Raw genomic sequence first — 17,384 nt, 5'->3', positions numbered from 1 at the left:
CCGGCCCGCCCTACGTCGGGCGGGTGAGTTCGGTCAGCGCCGCGCCCGTCATGGCCGCGACGCCCTGGCCGCTTACGCGCGCGACCAGTCCGCCGCGGGGTCCGTGGGAAGCAGCGGGCGCAGCGCCCCCACCACGGCCCCGATGCACGTGTCGCGCAGCTCGGTGCGGGTGCAGGTCTCACGGGTGAGCCAGTCCACGCACAGCACTTGCACGAACACCAGCCATGCCTTCAACACCGCGGAGACGGCATCGTGCAGGCGCTCGTCGGCGAGCGGGAGCACGCCGAGCAGGCGTGCGCGCAGGGCGTCGAGTTCGTCCGTCATGATCGTCTGGATGACCGGGTCACCCGCAAGCACCCGGTTCGCGGCCAGTACGGCGTGGCGGTTCGCGATGAAGTAGTCGAAGTGGGCGTCCAGGCCCTGGGCGAGCTGTTCGACGAGGGTGGCTTCCGGATCGAACCGGGTCGCCGCCAGGAGCCGGTCGGACGCCTCCTGGTACACGGCCGCGAAGAGCGCGTGCTTGCTGGGGAAGTGCCGGTAGAGCAGGGCGCGGGACACCCCGGCCTCCTTGGCCACGTCCTCCATCAGCACGTCGTCGTACGGGGCGGCGGCGAAGAGCCGCGCGCCGACGGCGAGCAGATGGGCGCGGCGGTCGGCGGGAGACAGGCGTCGGCGGGGCGGCACACACGCAGCCTACTTACTTGACATGCGTCTACTAGTGGCGCCTAGGCTGACCTTTAGTAGACGCATGTCAACTAAAGGCGCCCAGGGGGACTCAAATCATGGTCAGAGCGCTGCGGGTGTTCGCTTGGGTGATGGGTGCCGCGTGTGTGGCGATCGGCCTGTTCCACGTGATCGGGGGCAATGCCGCGATTCCCGGCGAGGCCGACGCGGGCGCGACCCTCGACAGCCTGGGCCGGTTCTTCGGCGCGATCTTCGCCGGGTACGGGCTGGTCTGGCTGTGGGCGGCCCGGCAGGACCCCGTCCCGGCGCACGTGGTGCGGTGGCTCGCCGCGGTGTTCCTGCTGGGTGGCGTGGGGCGGCTGCTGTCCCTGGCCGTGCACGGGTGGCCGCACCCGTTCCAGGTGGTGCTGGCCGTGATCGAGCTGGTCCTGCCGCCGGTCTGGTTCTGGCTGGCGGATGCGGACGAGCGGGCTTCCTCCGTACGTCCGACGGCTCCCACGCCCTGATCGCCGTACTGGCGGCGACCACCGGCCTCATGTCGGTGGTCCTGCTACAGCCGGGGCCCGTGACGACCGCTCCGCGCCCCCCGACTTCGCCGACTTCCTGACTTCACCGACTTCCTGACTTCACTGATCGCGCAGCTGCTCGGCGGCTTCTTGGTATGCCTCGGTGGCGCGGGCGAAGTAGTCGAAGAGGACGTTGAGTTGCTCCGGCTCGTACCCGCCGAGGATCTTGCCGATCTTCTGTCGCGCGGGGGTCATGACGTGGTCGAGGTCCGCGGGTTCGCCGACCGGTTCGACGGTCACCTTGCGCCGGTCGACGGGATCGGGGACGCGGCGCACGTAGCCCGCCTGCTCCAGGCGGTCGATCAGGCGGGTGGTCGGCCCGGTCGTCAGGCCGGTGCGCGTGGCCAGTTCGCCCGGGGTCATCGCGCCCGTCAGCTGCAGGATGTTCAGCGCGTACAAATCGGTCGCGCCGAGCCCGCAGGCCCGGGCGCTCGCATGGCTGTGGAGCAGCACCGCACTGAGGTACTGGCGGTAGATCTGGCCCGCATCGGGGCGCATGCCCGGCGTTGACATGGTCTCCTCCACTCCCTAATCTCTTCTTCAGCGCAGAGACTTCCTCAGCGCATCAACTTCTTCCATGAAGCTATCACGGGAGGGTACGACCATGAACGCCACCAGCACAGCACAGTCCGGGCGGTCCGAGCGGATCGAGCGGTCCGAGCGGATCGAGCACACCGCGCAGACCGGGCCCGCCGCGCAGACGGAGCCCGCCCGGGCCAACGTCCCGGCCCCCGCCCCGGCCCTGAAGAGCCGCCGTCGACGCCGGATCAAGATCATCCTGGGGGTCACCGCGCTGACGCTGGTCGCGGCCGCGGGGGGCGCGTATCTGTGGCTCAACGCCATCTCCGACGCCAAGAACCTCGGCGTGAGCGACTGCAACGCGGTCAAGCCCGAAGTCACCGCCACCCCGTCCGGCGCCGCCACCGCGGACGACCAACGGGCCCTCTGCCACACCCTGCGCTCGATGAAGGACGCGTGGGCCAGGCACGACGCCACCGCCTACGGCGGCCACTTCACCAAGGACGCCACGTACACCAGCTACGTAGGCACCGCCTACCAGGGCCGACACGACATCACCGAAGGCCACCGCGCCCTGTTCGGCGGATTCCTCAAGGGCACCAAACTCTCCGACTCCTGGCTCAGCATCCGCTTCTACGGCCCCGACACCGCCGTGGCCACCAGCCGCGGCGACACCTACGAGGACGCGGAGCCGAAGGCGGCCGACCTCTCCAAGACACAGACCTACACGCTGGTCCGCCAGACCGACGGCACCTGGCGGATCGCCGCCTTCCAGAACACCAAGCGCCAACGCGTCATGGAACGCATCTCGTTCCTGTTCTCCCCCGACACCAAGCCCGCAGCCGAGAAGTGAGCCCGCGCGGGGATCGGACGGGACAGACGCAGCCACAGGCCGCCATGACGAGACGCCACGACGTAACGCCACGACGAGACGCCACGACGAAACGCCACGACGGACTGCCACGAACGAAGAGGACGAGAAGACCCACATGTCGCCCCGGATCAGAGACAGGTTCAAGCGCCCGACCCGTCGTACCGTACTCACCGTCGGCGGTGTCGCCACGGTTGCCGGCCTCGGCTGGGGCGCCAACTGGCTGTCCGTATACAACAGTCACGAGCGCAGCAACGTCGGCAAGCTCGGATTCCGCAACCCGCTGCGCATCCCCGAACTGCTCGACCCGGCCGCCTCCCGAGACGGCAGCAGACGGTACGAGCTGAACCTCATCTCCGGAAAGTCGCAGTTCCTGCCCGGCAAACAGACCGCCACCTGGGGCGCGATGCGCGGCCCCAAGGACACGGTCTGGCCCACGAGGACGCCGGAATGATGGGCCAGTTCCTGGTCGTCGAACCCGGCCGCGAGGACACGGCACCCACGACCATCGACTCCACGAAGCACGTCGGGGACACCGCGCAGGGCGAGGACGACGGTGGCTCCGCGGCGTCTGTGGTGTCGGGCCACTTTGCGTCGACGCGGGGGGAGGTGGGGGGCTTCGGCGAACAGGGAGGCGCGCCGTAGTAGAGGACGGTGAGGGTGCCGGGTTCGATGCGGGCGGGGGCGGCCGCGACCCGCCATGCGGTTCCGGCGGGGCCGTTCTCGGGCACGAGGGCGTGCAAGCCGCCCTGCCGGGCTGCCTGCACGCAGTACAGCAGCAGGGAGAGCACCGCGCCGATCACGATGGCTTGCTGGAGCGGGAGTTGGGTGGTGGCCAGGAAGGTGACGATCATCGCGGTGGCCGAGAGCGAGGAGGTGCGCGCGACGAGCTTGATGTCGGAGAGGCGGCCGAGGAGCAGTTCACAGCCGATGACGATGATCAGGCCGCCGATGACGGGCATCGGGATGCGCTCGGCCAGCGAGCCGAGGGTCAGGACGAGCAGGGCCAGCCACAGACCGGCGAAGATCCCGGTCCAGCGGGTGCGGCCCCGGCGCTGACGGCGACGCCGGTACGGGACATCGACCCGCCGGTGGGCAGCGCGCCGAACAGCCCGCCGCCGATGTTGCCCAGGCCCTGGACGACGAAGTCGCCGTTCACGGAGGACTTGGTGCCGTCGGGGGTGGGGACGGTCGGCCCGATGGACGGGCCTGGGCGAGCCCGACGAGGGCTACGGCGAGGCATCGGGCCCGTACATCCGGATGATCACGGAGAACGGCCCGTCACAGCCCGTACGGCGATGCGATCACGGCGTCATAGGCATCGAGCCGGCGGCGGTCGACGCCGTGTCGTGCTGTGGCTGTGGCTGTGGCAGGGGCGGGGGCGGCGGGGCCGTGGCCATCAGGTGCAGTGCCTCGGCCTCTTCGGTTTGAGGAGGTACGACCACGAGGTCCCACCTGCCCATGCCGGGTGCGAGCAGGCAGGCCGTGGGTGTGGCGTGCGAGGAGGTCGAGTGATGCAGATGCAGCACGTGGTTGGCGACGAGCATCCGTCCGGGGAAGGCGGACCACAGGGTGCCGTTCACCGTGACGTGGATGATCCGCGACCAGGCGTGCGGCAAACCACGGAGCAGATCGGGCAGTTCGACGGTCAGGTCGTCGGTGCGGGGCCACCAGGCGCCGTCAATGCGGTGCGGGCCGCCGTCGGACGGGGCCAGGCGCAGACGTGCGCGGGACAGGGGCAGGCCGGGGGTGCCGAGCGCGATGGTCATGAGGATCTCCTGCGTGGGGTCCGGATACTGGTGGCTTCAGGTGCGCCGGGTGGCGATGCGGTCCGGGGTGGGCCAGCGAACGTCCCGTACCCAGCCGACGTGTTCGAGGAGACGGATGACGGCGGCGGAGGGGTCGATCTGGCCGCGGTCGACGCCGTGGCGTGCGCTCGTCGGGTCTGCGTGGTGGAGGTTGTGCCAGCTTTCGCCGAAGGAGATCAGGGCCAGGGGCCACAGGTTGGTGGCCCGGTCGTGGCGCCGGGTGCGGAAGGGGCGCTCGCCGACCAGGTGGCACAGGGAGTTGACGCTCCATGTCACGTGGTGGAGCAGGGCAATGCGCACAAGTCCCGCCCACAGCAGGGCTGTTGTCGCGGGGGCCCAGGAGCCGCCGATGGCCCACCCGAGGCCGAAGGGCAGGGCGAGCGTGAGGACGCACAGGGCCGGGAAGGCGCGGGAGACCGCGCGGATGTCGCGGTCGGCCAGCAGGTCGGGCGCGTACCGTTCGGCCGGTGTGGGGTCGTTGCGGAACAGCCAGCCGACATGGGAGTGGGCAAGACCGCGGAGCTGACCGCGCAGGTGGGTGCCGTAACGGTAGGGCGAGTGGGGGTCGCCGGGGCGGTCGGTGAAGGCGTGGTGGCGTCGGTGCGTGGCGACCCAGCCGATCACGTCCCCCTGGAAACTCATCGACCCGGCCACGGCCAGCGCGATGCGCACGGGGCGTGCGGCGGTGTATCCGCCGTGGGTGAGGCCGCGGTGGAACCCGACGGTGATGCCCAGGCCCGTGACCGTGTAGAGGATGAGGGCGAGCGCGACGTCGGCGGGGTGGATGAGGCTGCCCCACAACAGCCAGACGGCGAGGCCGAGTGCGAGGAAAGGGAGGGCGACGATCGCGCCGGTGATGGCCACGTACAGCCGCTCGCCGCCGCTGCGTGCCGTCGCCGGGCCGTCGTCGGCAGGGAAGGGCGCCGATCCGTCGTATGCCGTTGACGCGGCGTCTCGCGGCCTGGTCTGGGTGCGGTCAACGGAGGAACTGGGGTGCATGCAGGGCTCCTTGCCCTCGGTCTCGGTGGAGACGGCCGGGGTCACGGGCCGGTTGAGCATGCGGTGCGCGGCTGGGCTTCAGCCGGTCTCGTCGGGGTGCGTACGTCGTGCCTGCGAGTGGCTGTCGGCCAGCCAGGTCCGGGGAGCCGGCATGGGCGTGCGCAGGGTGTCGACGGTCAGGTGGAGGCGAGTGCCGCCCGCCTCGCCGTCCGCCGGGTAGCTGCGGGGCTCGTCACAGACGAGGCCCCGGCTCAGGACCTGTGCGACCTGCCTGGCCGCACCGGAGTCCGCGGCGACGATGCGGACCTCGACGCGGACCTCGACGCGGCCGTCGGGCGACGGGCACGCGCTGTCCCCGGCAGCCGGTGAGGTTCCGGTCCGGTTCAGGGCGCGTCCGGCACAGCCGGGCGCCTGGCGTCGCCGCACTTCTCTCATGCCCTTCGGCCCTTCGTGGCCCTGGTGATCCTGCGCCGCGGACGGAGACGCCCGCGGCCTCCGTCCCGGTGGTCGCGGCGGCCGATCCCGCCATGCGGAGCAGCGGTGATGGGCTGCGGCTGCATCCCGCTGTGGGCGCCGCGGCGGCCGGGCGGACGACCGCTGTACTGGCGTGACGTGATCCGGTCGGCGTGCTGGTCATTGAGGAGATGGGGCACTAGCGCTCCTAGAGCGATCATCGCGAGTGCGACGGAGAGAGTGGTGGCCGCGTCCATGGCCCCTCACCACCCGGCGGTCATGCCGACGGGCAAGGCCACGGCGCCGCCCTCCGCCTCCCACGCCTCTGCCTGGGTTCGGGCCGGTGGGTCCGCCTCGGCGGGGGCTGCGGGGTGCCGCTCCAGCTCGTCGGCGATGAGCGCACTGCCCGTACGGCCGGTCCGAAGATCGCAGGCCGCGGTCATGAGCCGCGCGGCAGCCGCGGCGCCGGTCTCCGGGGGGATGATCAGCAGGTCCCAGCGGCCGACATGGTAGGAGAGCAGCAGGAGTTGGTGCGGGTCCTGCTCGGCGCGGAACCAACCCACCTTGACCACATGGCCGGTGACGGGAACCTTGCGAGGTACGACTGGCCAGTGCGTCGGGTTGACCGTGACGCGCGTGATGCGACCCCACAGAGGATCCAACAGGTCGGTCAGGGCGGGCAGTTCGCGAGCGAGGTCGCGGGAGCGTGGCCACCAGGCGCCGTCGAGCAGCCCGGTGCGCGGGCCCGGAGGTTTGACGGACAGCCGCAACGGCGGGTGGCCGGAAGGCTTGGCGACGGGGGCGGCTGGCGGGGGGCGTGCGGTGAGCACCGTCATGGTGTCGACCTGTCCCCGGGCCTGTCGTACTCGGCCCGGTGCTATCGAACCGAGGGAGATACCGGCATGGAAGCCGGTCAAGAAATGCTCTCGGTAGTGCGAGCCTACTCCTGCGGCAGCCCCGACCACGATTGCCCGGCGCCCTCTGCCAAAGGGTCCACGCCCTACGTCGAATGTGGGTGGTCAGGCGAGGCTGCTGGGGAGAATGGGGCCTCGGCGGAGGTTTCGGCCACCGCATGCGGAGGCAGTATCCGGTCCTCCCACCAGGCCGGGCCCATCACGGCGCCAAGCGGCCATCTGCGCCGAGCCGTATGCGTTGACGTCGGAAGCTATCCGCAACTTCTGGGCAGGACGACGCTGCTGCCCTGTTCGGTCTGGGTTCTGTGAACTCCCCGTGGTGGATTGCCGGGGCCGTGCTGATCTTCGGGTACGTCCACTACGTCCACTACGTCCACTACGTCCACTACGGCCGACGCGGACCGGGGCGCCGGCGTCGCGGTGAGGATTCGCGTACGGGGAGTACCGGGACTCCCGGGACCGTGAGGCCCGCTGGATGCGCGAGGACCGCCGCGACCGCGAACACCATCGCTCGGTGGGTGTCGTGAACCAAACGGTCAGGGTCAGGGAAGAGCGATGGACCTTGAAGACCGAGGTGGCCGCGGCCCCCGTGGCCACCTCGCTGGGTGCTGGCTCCGAGACGCAGGAAGGGCCTGATCCTCAGTGAGGATCAGGCCCTTAACCTGGTACTTCTCTGTCGGGGTGGCGGGATTTGAACCCACGACCTCTTCGTCCCGAATGAGGTTCGGGTGTGATCTTGACCGGGGGTGATGTGTGTCTGTGCTGGTCAGAGGGCTGGGGCGAGGTGGTCTCGAGTGGTCCCGATGAGGCTTGGGAGGAAGATCATCTCCCAAATTTCTCCCACGCTCGGGCTCGTGGGGAGCGGATCGGGAAGCGCCAGAGCGTTCACATCTGATTGCTCGTGCATATGCGTGGGGCACTGTGCGCCCCTTGTGCCCCCTTGAGTATTGCCCCCACGTGGGATCAGCTTTCCCTCTCACTACGGGGGAGCAGGGCGCGGCAGACAGCCGTCCCGTTCGGAGGGGGAGATATGGCGGTGAAGGTCCTTCCTGTGTCCTCGACGCAGGACCATCTGATCGAAACGGCTGTGGCGCTGGGCGATCGGTACACCAGGACGCTCGGCCTGATGACGCCTCCTGCGTATCGCGCGATGGCCGATGAGGGAGGGCTCCTGGTCGCTGTCGAGGACGAGGAGGTCGTTGGCTACGCCCTCTTCGGCTTACCGAAGAGGAATCCGTACATTCGGCTGGCGCATCTCTGCGTAGCGACGGAGCACCGCAGCAAGGGCATCGCTCGGGCGCTTGTGGAGACGATCAAACGTCGGCACCCGCAGCAGCTCGGGGTAAGGGCCAAGTGCCGCAGGGATTACGGCCTCAGTGGCATGTGGCGCAGCCTCGGGTTCGTGCCCCAGGGCGAAGCTCGTGGGCGCGGGCGCGACGGGGAGTTCCTCGACGGGTGGTGGCTGGACTTCGGACACCCGGACTTGTTCTCGAGCGTGGAGAGCAACGCCCTGCTGGTGGTGACGATCGACCACCAAGTCTTCGCCGACCTGAGCGGGCCCGCCGGTGAGGAGGGGGCGGAGGAGTCCCGCGCCTTGGAGGCGGGCTGGATGACGGACCTTGTCGAGCTTGCCTACACACCTCAACTCGTCCATCAGATACGGGACATCACCGATGTCGTCGAGCGGCATCACCAGCGAGCCGCTCTGAGCAGTTTGCGGCAGCTCGCCCCTGGCGCCGAGGCCGCTAGCCGGCGAAGTGATGAACTGGAGCGGGCCGCGGCCGAGATGATGCCGGAGATTCAAGGGGACGTCGCAGCCCTGCGGCGGGGTGTGCGGTACATCGCCGAGACGTCGTGTGCGGGCCTACAGGTACTGGCGACCCGAGACCCTCTGCTGGCTCGTCTAGCGGATGTGGCCTGGGAAGTCGCCAGAGTGCGTGTCGTTGCTCCCTCCACGGTCACCTTGCACGTCGACGAACTGCGCCAGGCGCAGTTGTATCGCCCAGCTGACCTCCTGGGAACCGAGTTCCGAGTGGGAGAGGTGGCACCTGGCGCGGAAGGCGAGTTGGTGGCGTTCTTCGAGCAGGACGGGTTGGACGGTGGGTCGTCCTTTGCTGATCGTCTGCGCTCACTGGAGAGCGACGAGGTTGCATGGCGACGGGAGCTGCTTCGGGACGGGGAAGGTAACCCGGTCGCCCTCTACGTTTGGGCCCTGGACGGGCGAACGCTGCTCGTCCCCGTCCTGCGTACATCGACTCATCACCTCGAAGAGAGCCTGACGCGCCAAATCCTCTTCCTACTCAAGCGACTTGGGCGGAGCTATGGGGCGGAGACCATACGCATCACGGATCCCCATCCGTCAGCAACTGCAAGGTCAGCCTCAGGCGATGATGGCTTCTTCGAACAGGAGGGAAGCCTCGTAGCCTTGGTGGTCGACATGTGTGGCTCGGCTGCAGAAGTCGAGGCTGCTGCCGGTGGTCTGGGGCGAGAGCCTGCGGCGAAGGGTGCCGTGCTCCATGCCGGGATGCCTGCCGAGGTGGCCGCTGTGGTCGAACGAGCCTGGTGGCCAGCGAAGATCGTTGACTCGGAACTGCCGTCATTCCTCGTGCCGATCAAACCACGTTGGTCGACCGAGCTGTTCAACGTCCCTGCCATGCTGCTGCCGCGGGGCGAGGCGCTCGGTATCAGCCGGGAGCACGTCTACTACCGGGCGTCGGGCCATCGTGGTGAGAGTGTTCCCGCCCGGTTGCTCTGGTACGTCAGCGATGGTGGCTTCGGTACCGAAGGGCAGATGGTGGTGGCCAGTTCGCGCCTGGATGAGGTCGTCATCGACGCGCCGGACACCCTGCTCTCGAAATTCGAACACCTGGGCGTATATGGTCGGGCTGACGTGGGCGAGGCCGCAGGCAATACGGGTCAGGCCATGGCGCTGAGGTTCTCTGACACCGAAATCTTCCCCAGGCCGGTCACGCTGCGGCGATTGGTCTCCCTGGCTGAGGGGCTCGGACTACCTTGGTCGTCGAACTTGCTGATCTCGCTGACGAAGATCAGCAACAAGCTGTTCCAGGCGGTCTATCAAGAGGGGCACCGAACGACGTGAACGATCCGGAACGCGCGATGCTGCTGTCCGTCCACCCGCGCTTCGCCACCGCGATCCTGGACGGCAGTAAGACGGTGGAGGTCCGCCGCCAACGCGTCGCAGCGCCTCCCGGAACGCCCGTGCTGCTCTACGCGACTGCGCCCACCATGGCCCTGGTGGGCGCGGCCCGCATCGCCTCGATCCGCGTCGCCTCTCCTCGCGAGGTCTGGTCGGCGCACCGCTCCCAGACCGGAATCAGCCGCCGTGAGTACGACTCGTACATGAGTGGGGCAACGCAGGCCAGCGGCCTTACGTTGCAGGATCCGGTGTCTTTCGAGACCCCTGTCCCGCTTGACGCTCTGCGCACGGCGGGGGCTTTTCATCCCCCGCAGAGTTACCGCTACCTCAAGCGGGATGACCTGCGTCGGATGACTGATGTCGGGCCCGATGTGGCGGCCGCACTGCGTGACGCGCTGGGAGACCTCGTGCCCGCGTGATCCTCATCAGCCCGAGGCAGGGCTTCTGCCGGCTCTGGGTGCTAGTTGGCTCTGTCTGGCTTTGCCGATGAGAGTCGGCTCTGGCCCACTTCTTGTGGAGTACTCACCGTCAGCGATGTCAGTGCCGTGCGGTGAGATGGCCGCTCTGTCAACCGCTCGGTGGAGGACGTTCCGATGCCTGCGTACCCGTCGCTGACTCATGCTCTAGCGGAGGCATTGGTCGACGTTCTCTGGTTCGTCGAGGGGTGCGAGGACGACCAGATGGACCCGGATGGCGCGGTCAAGGTCCTGGACGGGGTCGCCTTCCTCGTGACGCAGTTGACGAGTGATCAGCGCAGTGAGTTCAGCGACCTGCTCGCAGCGATGGCAGCGGAGGAGGCTGATCCGTCGCGTCGAGAATTCCTGGAGGGCTTCCCCGAAGGGTTCGGGCTCCTTGGGGAAAGCTCCTGACCTGTTCCTTAGGTGCAGAGCAGGACCCGCTTTCGCAGGAGTTCGAATCCTGCGCGACCGAACATCTGGCGACCGACTCCTTCCGCGTTGCCCAGACCCGGGCCCGCAACGAGCAGAAGAACGTCGGCTGACGAACTCGAAAGGGCTCTTCCTCAACGGTTAGGCTCACGACACTGAGGAAGGCCCCGACCACGATCGACCAAACGCCCGGAACACGTAGTCGTCGAGAAGTTCACCAAACACCTGAGGCGACCCGACACGCGGGCTCTCACATACGACCTCGTCGGCGAGGCCCGCAAGGAAGTCGGCATCGGCCCAGCCACCTCGGAACAGCACCACAGAGAGCTCGGCATCCGCAGGACCCGTAATGCGGATCCCGATGGAGTCGGGATCTGCCACCCGTGAACGGTCCCCTTCGAGCGGCTGCGGCCATGCCGCAGCCTCATCCCGCCAGGTGAGCGGACCAGCCACCAGACCGCCAGCTGCCCATCGCTGCCGACGGGCAGCAATCTGGGCAGCCGCTTGGTCAAGATCGATGCTTCTCTCCACCGGCCGATCATCGAGCACACGGCGCAACCGAGTCCACCGGTTACGGCCCATCGGGGCGCTGCCAAAACTCGGATCAGGCACACATTCCGTGAGGACGATCACTGGGATTCTGGGCAGTGACGTAGCGTCACCTGGGGCCGTGGTCGACGTTCACAATGGTCCACTTCGTGTGGTGACGGCCTGACGCAGTTGCGTGCTTCTGACGAAGGCGCCTGACTCGCGTAGTACTGAGTCGGCGGCCCGCCAGGGCGCCGCAGCTGCGGCTGACTCCACACGAAGTTGACCAGGGCCCGTTCTCGTGAACAAAGCCAGGCAGCCGTGGTGCATTACTTCCAGCCCGGCTCATTCTTTGCTATCGGGCAGAGCAAGAACTAGGCGGACGTGTTCCTTCATGACCACCAAGCCCTCCGAGAACTCGGCGGTAGGGGCTTTCACCGAGTGCATGCTGATGGTTGGTCGTGCTTCACGGTCGGTATCCCAGGTCCGGATGTTGGCCCGCAGGCGCTCAGCAAGGTGTTCCCCGTCCGGTCCGTGCCCGATCGCTCCCAGCTCCCACAGCGATGCCGCGCCCTCGACGCGTTGTGTGGTGAGGTAGGCCAGTGATCCGTCCCGGACGAGCGCCGGGCTGTACACCTTCGCCTTCGCGGGCGTGCACAGCCCGGAGTCGAAGGCGCTCTGGTCCGCCCGGATCCCGCACGCGCCCGGCTCGGTTGCGGTCAGCCGCAGCCATACTCCGTCCCAGGACTCGTTCGGCCCCAACGTGACGCCCGTCCACATCACGGATTTCGGGTAGTCAAGGACGCCGTGGAGTTGGTCCGGATCGATGTTCTGGTCCATGTCCCAGCGGAGCGTGACACTCTCGGCTTCGTCGACCGCGGCCGTCTTCTCGCCGCCCTGGCCGACCATGGGCACGAACCCACACAGCTCGATCGACTCCGAGCGCCAGGTGTCGCCGTCACGGACGAAGGCGACACTGCGGGACTGCCCCCGCCACCGCAGCGGTACCACCAGCCGTGCCCCGTCGGCGAACTGGGCGAGGAGTCCGGGCGGCAGGTCCCAGGGGCCGACGGTGAAGATGCCGCGCTGGTACGGGGCGTACTCGGGCGCGCCGAACGCCCCGTCACGGGTGAGCACGATGACGTCGCCGTATCCGGTGTAATCCAGACGCGAGCGGGCCTCGGCGGCCACCTCGGCGTTGCTGTCGAGGGTCACCACTCCGCCGCCAGGTCCGGTGAGAAGGCGCAGAAGAGCGGCGTTGTAGCCGGTTCCGGCCCCGGCTTCCAGGACGTTGTCGCCCTCGCGGACGGCGAGTTGGTCGAGCATCATCGCCATCACGGTCGGCTGGGTGGCGCAGCTCAGCGACTTCCCGTCCTCGAACCGCTTGGTGATCACGGTGCTGTTCGCGTAGGCCGTCTCCACGTTGCTGTCTGGCAGGAAGAGGTGGCGCGGCACCGTGCGGAGCGCCTCCTCCACGCGCGGATCGGTGGCGTGTCCGGCGGCGAGGATGTGGTCGACCAGACGGTTGCGCAGCACCGCGGGGAAGGCGGGGGATTCGGCGGCTGTGTTGGTCATCGGAGTCCTTGAAGAAGCGAGGGCCGTCATCGCGTGGCGGCGGGGCGAGAGAGCAGTGACCGGGCGAGTGGGGCGCGGCGGGTCAGCCGTCGAGTAGCAGGCAGGCATCCCAGGCGATGTCGGCAGTCGTGGCGACGATCGTGGTGGGCGGTGACGTGCCCGACCGACACAGGTGGATTCCTTCGGGGCCTTCGAGTAGCCCGCCGCGCTCGGGTATCCGCTCGCTTTCGGCCCAGTGAGCCAGCCGGTCCCGCAAGGCGGGCAGGACGGTGGCGAGTTCGCCGCTGGTGTCATCGTCGACGGCACGTTCTACGGTGCGTACGAGTCCGGCCCAGCCGTGGCAAAGGGAGCCATCGGTGAGCTGCGACAGCTGCATCTCGTCGCGTACGCACGCGGCGAGAGCCTGCCCGGCGTGGTCGAGGCGGACTTGGTCAGCCATGGCGAGGGCGGCGAGCTGCTGGGCGCGGGCCAGACCGGGGGTGCCGTAGCACCACGAGGGCCGCTGCGGGCTGGTCGCCGTGACGGTGCCCGTCGCCCATTCGTCGGGGGTGAGAAGGCCGGGCCACCACACGCCACCAGCCGGGGCGGGGCGCTGCCATCGATCCAGTTCGGCGACGATCCGGCTGATCGCCTCGCTCTGGCCGTCGACGGTGATGTCGCGTCGCATCGCGGCGGCGAGGAGCGCGAGGGGGCCGGTGATGCCGTGAGCGAGGCCGAGGTTGCCGTGCCCGCCGGGCCATTTCGCCGACGGCTTGCCGTTGGGCCCGTCGCTGCTCCACCAGCCGGGCATCCCGTCGTCGAGCGGGTGGGTGAGGCGTACGAGGTAGGCGAGGACCTCGCGCAGCAGGTCGCCGTCGCCGTGCCGGTGCAGGATGTAGACGCCCAGGCCGGTCAGGCCGCGCATCAGGTCGAACTCCCTTAGACGTACCGGTTGGTGGGAATTGAGGCGGTGATGTGCCGCTCGGAGGCGTTGCCGGATGAGCGTGGCGATCGGGCGGTCGAGGCTTGTCAGGGCGCGCTCGTAGGCGGGGTGGCCAGCGGCGTTCAGGACGTAGGCGATGGCGGGGACGCCGAGGAACAGCCCGGCCAGGTTGGGGTGTGCGGTGGCGGGGCGGCCGGTCATGGCGGTGGCCCACCGGTGGGCGTTGTCCCAGCTTCCGTGACCGGCGCGTGCGCGGGTGATGTGGAGCAGGGCCGTACCGGGGGCGCCGTGGGCCAAGGACTGGCTCCACCACGGATCTTGGTGGGTGGCGGCCAGCTGCGGCATCGGTGCGGACATCACCGGGGCACCTCGGCGGCGCGCAGGGCGAGGGCGGCGTGGCGGGTCATACGGCGGCAGGCCCGCTCGCGTTCGCGGTCGATGCCGAGCGCCCGGTTGTGGTGCATGTGCAGCAGGGACTCCAGCACCGTGTCCACGTCCGTCTGCGGTGGCAGGGCGCTGCGGTAGCGGGCCAGGGCGTCGCGGCGGCTGAGGCGGGCCGTGATCACCGGGGCGGGCCAGGCGGTGGGGTCGTCCCACCGGCCGCCGCGTACGGCGGAGGTGACCTGTTCGGTGACCGTCCGGTCCGGGACGGCGTCCGGGGCACGGCGGGCGGTCAGCCACTGGACCGCCTCGGTCGTCCCGCCGAGCAGGTCATGGCAGATGTCCCACATGTTCAGCGCGACGAGTGCGGCCGGGGCTGTGTCGACGGGATGCTGGAACTCCGCCAGGACCGCACGGGAGTCGGCGGCGAACACCGCTTCGGCCGCCTCGATCGCTGCCGGGCCGCCGTAGCGGCCGGACTCGGGCCGGTAGGTGTCCAGCGCAAGGCCGCCGCACAGCCCGCGCGCCCGTAGGTTTTCCGCCCAGGTACCGATGGCCTCCGCGGAGGCGGCGAACTCGTCGGAGCGGATGCGCAGCCTTAGGTGGTCGCGTTCGGTGGCGCTGCGGTACCGCACGAACCACCACGTCGGGTCGCCAGCCAGTTCAGCGATGAGGCGGGGGAGGTGCTCGCCGATGATCTCCTCATGTCGCTCCGGATGCGCCCAGATCTTGGCGTACAGCCACCGCGAGCCGGGAGCGGCGGGCAGGTGGCCATGGCTGCGGCTGTCGATGATCGGCAGGGGTCCGTCCAGGCGGGGTGAGGACCTTGGCGTCTGGGTGGTGACCAGGGGCAGCGCGAGTTCGTGGGTGTGGCCCCGGAGCCAGCCGTACTCGGTCGCGGACTGGGCGGTCTCCACGAGTTCGGCCAGATCGCGGCGCGCCAGATGAGAGCGGAGGAGCGCGGCGTGCGATGCCTCGTTCAGGTCCAGACGCAAGGTGCGGTCCGCGTCCCGCAGTTCGACGCGGGCGGGACAGTGCCAGCGCTCCCGCCACACCTTCAGGGCCCGTCGCCATGCGGTCAGATCGGCATTCGAAGATGGCAGTTCGGCGGCCGCCAGCCGCCAGCGGGCCGACGACAGGATGGTGCGGCCGTAGCGGACACGCGGGAGGTGAGGCAGGCGGGCTGTGTGCGGGCCCCAGTCGAACTCATGCCATCCGACGGTGAACGCACGCGGCAGGTGGGCCAGGAACCGGGCCAGCGGCGGAGGCTGCTTGCCCAGGGACAGGGCGTGGAACACCTGCGGCTCGACCACCCGGCGTCTCGACAAGCTGACCAGGTGCAGTGCATCACGGGTCGCCGTTACGGCAAGGTCGTCCAGCGCGATGATCTCCGCTTCGGTGCCCTCGTCCGGTGCCGTGGGACACAGCCCGCGGTGTTCGCCCAGCGGCAGCACGTGGTCCAGGTAGGCGGGCACACGACAGATGTTCTCCGCGTGCGGATAGATCGGCGGGAAGGAGAGCTGCACCGGCAGAGCGCCCTCGGTGGCGGCGGGGACGTTGCGGTAGACGTCTTCGAGCCCGGTGCCGGAGGCGGTTGTGGTGAACCGGGAGGTGAGCGTCCCGGCAGCGCGGGCGGGGGCGACGATCAGCGTGAACTCGCCGCGTTCCAGGGCCCGCGGGCTGGCCGCGAGGATGCGTGCGCTGAGCTCGACGTGCGGCGGAACATGGACCGCTCGGCCGCCCGTGGGGATCGTCAGAGCGGTGATGGTCTCCTCGGTCAGGACGATCTCTCGGCTGTGGTCGGCGGCCGCCTGCCACGCCAGGGACAAGAGGTGCTCGTCCCGTCCGGCCGTGCTGCCGCTGGGTGGCTCGGGCCGGGTGCTGCCGGGGTACCCGGCCGGGTAGCCGATGCCGGTGTCGGGATCGATGACGTCGGCGAGTGGGACGAGCGTGTCGATGCCGAAGTGGTCGCAGAATGCCGCGTGGAAGTCCCGCCATACCGCCTGGCCGACAGGCTGCCGCGTCAGCCGGGCGATCACGCTCGCGGCCCGCTCCGCCTCATGGGCGACGCTTTCGGGGATACGTGCCTGGCAGTCCAGCCGCAGGTCTACCGACAGCGGCGTACGTCCGGCCTTGGATACCTCCCGCATCCGCCCGGTCAGATCGTTCCGCAGCCGTGCCCGCAGGATTCCCGCTGTGGTGTCGGCGTTGTGGTGGGTGACGTCGGCCTGGACCGACTCCAGCAGCCGCAGCAGCGGTACGGCCTCGCCCACACGGTCCACGTGCGCTTCGCGGAGCCGATTCACGACGTGACCGAGAGCGTCGGTCACGGTGAACGGAGCACGCAGCCCGGTGATGAGAAATCCGCGCCGCACGAGCTCGGCGAGCAGAGCGCGGACCTTCTCCGGGGGCACTTCGGGGAAGGCGCTTGCGATCTTGTCGGCCACGGTGGAGACGCGGGACGGCCGCACGGTCGCGTCCCTCACGGCTTGCACGGCCTCGGTGTGCCGCACGCTCACCCTGGCGGGGCCGTGGGGTAGTTCGATGCGCGTCCCCCGCTGTACGGCGAGGTTGCTGAACTCCACCTCAAGACGGTCCAGGACCGCGGGAAGGTTCTCCAGTCGCTCGACGATGTCGGCCAGCCATTCGGCGCCGACGCGAGCGAAAGGCCGGTGCTCTGCGCCCCACGTGATGTAGGCGTCTGGTCCGATGTGCACTGGCGCGACCCCGGCGAACAGCGCGAACGGTGTGGGGCGTCCGGTGGCGCGCAGGAGGTAGCGCATGACGGCCGCCGTCGCCTGGCGTACCTGACGATCTCGTACGGGCTCCGCGCCCAAGAGCTTTACCACGCGGACGGCCAGGGCCGGGCTGGCCTGACTGATCGCTTGGGCAAGGCCGGGGCTTCCCCACACCTGCCGCAGCCAGCTGCGGCACACATCCGGGTTCGCGAAGTCGGGCCAGGCCGTGGGGGCGTGGGTGAGCGGCAGAGCCGTGGACCGCAACAGGGCGACCCCGGTGTGCCGGTAGAGCAGCGTCATGAGTCGTCCTCCGGCTGGGCGCGGGCGAGTGGTGGGGGGGTGGGGCCGGGAACATCTCCCGGCCCCACCCCGGCGCGGCTAC

16 protein-coding genes and 1 pseudogene are annotated in these 17,384 nt (G+C 69.4%); 7 read left to right on the top strand and 10 right to left on the bottom strand.

The window, feature by feature from the left end; all coding sequences use genetic code 11:
* Positions 1-72: 72 nt before the first annotated feature.
* Positions 73-684: a TetR/AcrR family transcriptional regulator gene (locus CP970_RS19990; RefSeq protein ID WP_055548722.1), complete on the bottom strand. Its 612-nt coding sequence runs from the start codon at positions 682-684 to the stop codon at positions 73-75.
* A 98-nt stretch (positions 685-782) separates the two neighbouring features.
* On the opposite strand from CP970_RS19990, the gene CP970_RS19985 reads away from it, so the two are divergent.
* Positions 783-1,190, top strand: a complete 408-nt coding sequence (locus CP970_RS19985) for a DUF4345 domain-containing protein (RefSeq protein ID WP_055548720.1) — start codon at positions 783-785, stop codon at positions 1,188-1,190.
* A 120-nt stretch (positions 1,191-1,310) separates the two neighbouring features.
* Here CP970_RS19985 and CP970_RS19980 read toward each other — a convergent pair whose 3' ends face one another.
* A complete protein-coding gene (locus CP970_RS19980; RefSeq protein ID WP_055548768.1) occupies positions 1,311-1,763 on the bottom strand; it encodes a MarR family winged helix-turn-helix transcriptional regulator in 453 nt (150 codons plus the stop codon).
* A gap of 91 nt (positions 1,764-1,854) precedes the next feature.
* Here CP970_RS19980 and CP970_RS19975 point away from each other — a divergent pair, with 91 nt between their 5' ends.
* The 3 genes from CP970_RS19975 to CP970_RS45025 all read left to right on the top strand — a co-directional run bounded on the left by CP970_RS19975 (position 1,855) and on the right by CP970_RS45025 (position 3,285).
* A complete protein-coding gene (locus tag CP970_RS19975) occupies positions 1,855-2,622 on the top strand; it encodes an SgcJ/EcaC family oxidoreductase (RefSeq protein ID WP_079043593.1) in 768 nt (255 codons plus the stop codon).
* A gap of 136 nt (positions 2,623-2,758) precedes the next feature.
* Entirely contained in the window at positions 2,759-3,094 is a 336-nt protein-coding gene (locus CP970_RS19970) for a hypothetical protein (RefSeq protein WP_055548718.1), read from the top strand.
* On the top strand, positions 3,091-3,285 hold the full coding sequence (locus CP970_RS45025) for a hypothetical protein (protein WP_224058554.1): 195 nt from the start codon (positions 3,091-3,093) through the stop codon (positions 3,283-3,285). Before CP970_RS19970 ends, CP970_RS45025 begins: the two co-directional genes overlap by 4 nt.
* A gap of 257 nt (positions 3,286-3,542) precedes the next feature.
* Here the strand turns inward: CP970_RS45025 and CP970_RS45985 are convergent.
* The 5 genes and pseudogenes from CP970_RS45985 to CP970_RS19940 form a co-directional block, all read right to left on the bottom strand.
* A pseudogene (locus tag CP970_RS45985) lies at positions 3,543-3,883 on the bottom strand (solute carrier family 23 protein); the annotation flags it as partial.
* 61 nt (positions 3,884-3,944) lie between these two features.
* On the bottom strand, positions 3,945-4,409 hold the full coding sequence (locus CP970_RS19960) for a DUF5994 family protein (RefSeq protein WP_063806112.1): 465 nt from the start codon (positions 4,407-4,409) through the stop codon (positions 3,945-3,947).
* A 36-nt stretch (positions 4,410-4,445) separates the two neighbouring features.
* The gene (locus CP970_RS19955; protein WP_055548764.1) at positions 4,446-5,447 is read right to left on the bottom strand and encodes an acyl-CoA desaturase; all 1,002 of its coding nucleotides are present in this window, start codon (positions 5,445-5,447) and stop codon (positions 4,446-4,448) included.
* Between the two features lie 78 nt (positions 5,448-5,525).
* A complete protein-coding gene (locus CP970_RS45805) occupies positions 5,526-5,882 on the bottom strand; it encodes a hypothetical protein (RefSeq protein WP_317987160.1) in 357 nt (118 codons plus the stop codon).
* Between the two features lie 281 nt (positions 5,883-6,163).
* Positions 6,164-6,736: a DUF5994 family protein gene (locus CP970_RS19940; RefSeq protein WP_055548712.1), complete on the bottom strand. Its 573-nt coding sequence runs from the start codon at positions 6,734-6,736 to the stop codon at positions 6,164-6,166.
* A 1,108-nt stretch (positions 6,737-7,844) separates the two neighbouring features.
* Between CP970_RS19940 and CP970_RS19935 the strand changes: the two genes are divergently transcribed.
* From CP970_RS19935 to CP970_RS19925, 3 genes are all read left to right on the top strand, one after another.
* A complete protein-coding gene (locus CP970_RS19935; RefSeq protein ID WP_055548709.1) occupies positions 7,845-9,914 on the top strand; it encodes a GNAT family N-acetyltransferase in 2,070 nt (689 codons plus the stop codon).
* Positions 9,911-10,390 (top strand): ASCH domain-containing protein, encoded by a 480-nt coding sequence (locus tag CP970_RS19930; RefSeq protein WP_169801237.1) that lies wholly within the window; start codon positions 9,911-9,913, stop codon positions 10,388-10,390. Before CP970_RS19935 ends, CP970_RS19930 begins: the two co-directional genes overlap by 4 nt.
* A 216-nt stretch (positions 10,391-10,606) precedes the next feature.
* The gene (locus tag CP970_RS19925) at positions 10,607-10,840 is read left to right on the top strand and encodes a hypothetical protein (RefSeq protein ID WP_317987159.1); all 234 of its coding nucleotides are present in this window, start codon (positions 10,607-10,609) and stop codon (positions 10,838-10,840) included.
* 891 nt (positions 10,841-11,731) lie between these two features.
* Here the strand turns inward: CP970_RS19925 and fxlM are convergent.
* The 3 genes from fxlM to CP970_RS19905 all read right to left on the bottom strand — a co-directional run bounded on the left by fxlM (position 11,732) and on the right by CP970_RS19905 (position 17,302).
* Complete coding sequence (gene fxlM, locus CP970_RS19915) at positions 11,732-12,961, bottom strand: methyltransferase, FxLD system (RefSeq protein ID WP_055548704.1); 1,230 nt, start codon at positions 12,959-12,961, stop codon at positions 11,732-11,734.
* Positions 12,962-13,043: 82 nt separating this feature from the next.
* On the bottom strand, positions 13,044-14,240 hold the full coding sequence (locus CP970_RS19910; protein WP_107098957.1) for a lanthionine synthetase C family protein: 1,197 nt from the start codon (positions 14,238-14,240) through the stop codon (positions 13,044-13,046).
* Positions 14,240-17,302: a lantibiotic dehydratase gene (locus CP970_RS19905; protein WP_055548702.1), complete on the bottom strand. Its 3,063-nt coding sequence runs from the start codon at positions 17,300-17,302 to the stop codon at positions 14,240-14,242. Before CP970_RS19905 ends, CP970_RS19910 begins: the two co-directional genes overlap by 1 nt.
* Positions 17,303-17,384 lie beyond the last annotated feature (82 nt).

Source organism: Streptomyces kanamyceticus, assembly GCF_008704495.1.
Lineage (GTDB): Bacteria > Actinomycetota > Actinomycetes > Streptomycetales > Streptomycetaceae > Streptomyces > Streptomyces kanamyceticus.
This window is presented reverse-complemented; position numbering and strand designations above follow the sequence as displayed.

What these genes read in the sequence shown, in the direction of transcription:
- CP970_RS19985 (WP_055548720.1), top strand. Translation starts at nt 783, where the DNA reads ATGGTCAGAGCGCTGCGGGTGTTCGCTTGGGTGATGGGTGCCGCGTGT.
- CP970_RS19980 (WP_055548768.1), bottom strand. Translation starts at nt 1,763, where the DNA reads ATGTCAACGCCGGGCATGCGCCCCGATGCGGGCCAGATCTACCGCCAG.
- CP970_RS19975 (WP_079043593.1), top strand. Translation starts at nt 1,855, where the DNA reads ATGAACGCCACCAGCACAGCACAGTCCGGGCGGTCCGAGCGGATCGAG.
- CP970_RS19970 (WP_055548718.1), top strand. Translation starts at nt 2,759, where the DNA reads ATGTCGCCCCGGATCAGAGACAGGTTCAAGCGCCCGACCCGTCGTACC.
- CP970_RS45025 (WP_224058554.1), top strand. Translation starts at nt 3,091, where the DNA reads ATGATGGGCCAGTTCCTGGTCGTCGAACCCGGCCGCGAGGACACGGCA.
- CP970_RS19960 (WP_063806112.1), bottom strand. Translation starts at nt 4,409, where the DNA reads ATGACCATCGCGCTCGGCACCCCCGGCCTGCCCCTGTCCCGCGCACGT.
- CP970_RS19955 (WP_055548764.1), bottom strand. Translation starts at nt 5,447, where the DNA reads ATGCACCCCAGTTCCTCCGTTGACCGCACCCAGACCAGGCCGCGAGAC.
- CP970_RS45805 (WP_317987160.1), bottom strand. Translation starts at nt 5,882, where the DNA reads ATGAGAGAAGTGCGGCGACGCCAGGCGCCCGGCTGTGCCGGACGCGCC.
- CP970_RS19940 (WP_055548712.1), bottom strand. Translation starts at nt 6,736, where the DNA reads ATGACGGTGCTCACCGCACGCCCCCCGCCAGCCGCCCCCGTCGCCAAG.
- CP970_RS19935 (WP_055548709.1), top strand. Translation starts at nt 7,845, where the DNA reads ATGGCGGTGAAGGTCCTTCCTGTGTCCTCGACGCAGGACCATCTGATC.
- fxlM (WP_055548704.1), bottom strand. Translation starts at nt 12,961, where the DNA reads ATGACCAACACAGCCGCCGAATCCCCCGCCTTCCCCGCGGTGCTGCGC.
- CP970_RS19910 (WP_107098957.1), bottom strand. Translation starts at nt 14,240, where the DNA reads ATGTCCGCACCGATGCCGCAGCTGGCCGCCACCCACCAAGATCCGTGG.
- CP970_RS19905 (WP_055548702.1), bottom strand. Translation starts at nt 17,302, where the DNA reads ATGACGCTGCTCTACCGGCACACCGGGGTCGCCCTGTTGCGGTCCACG.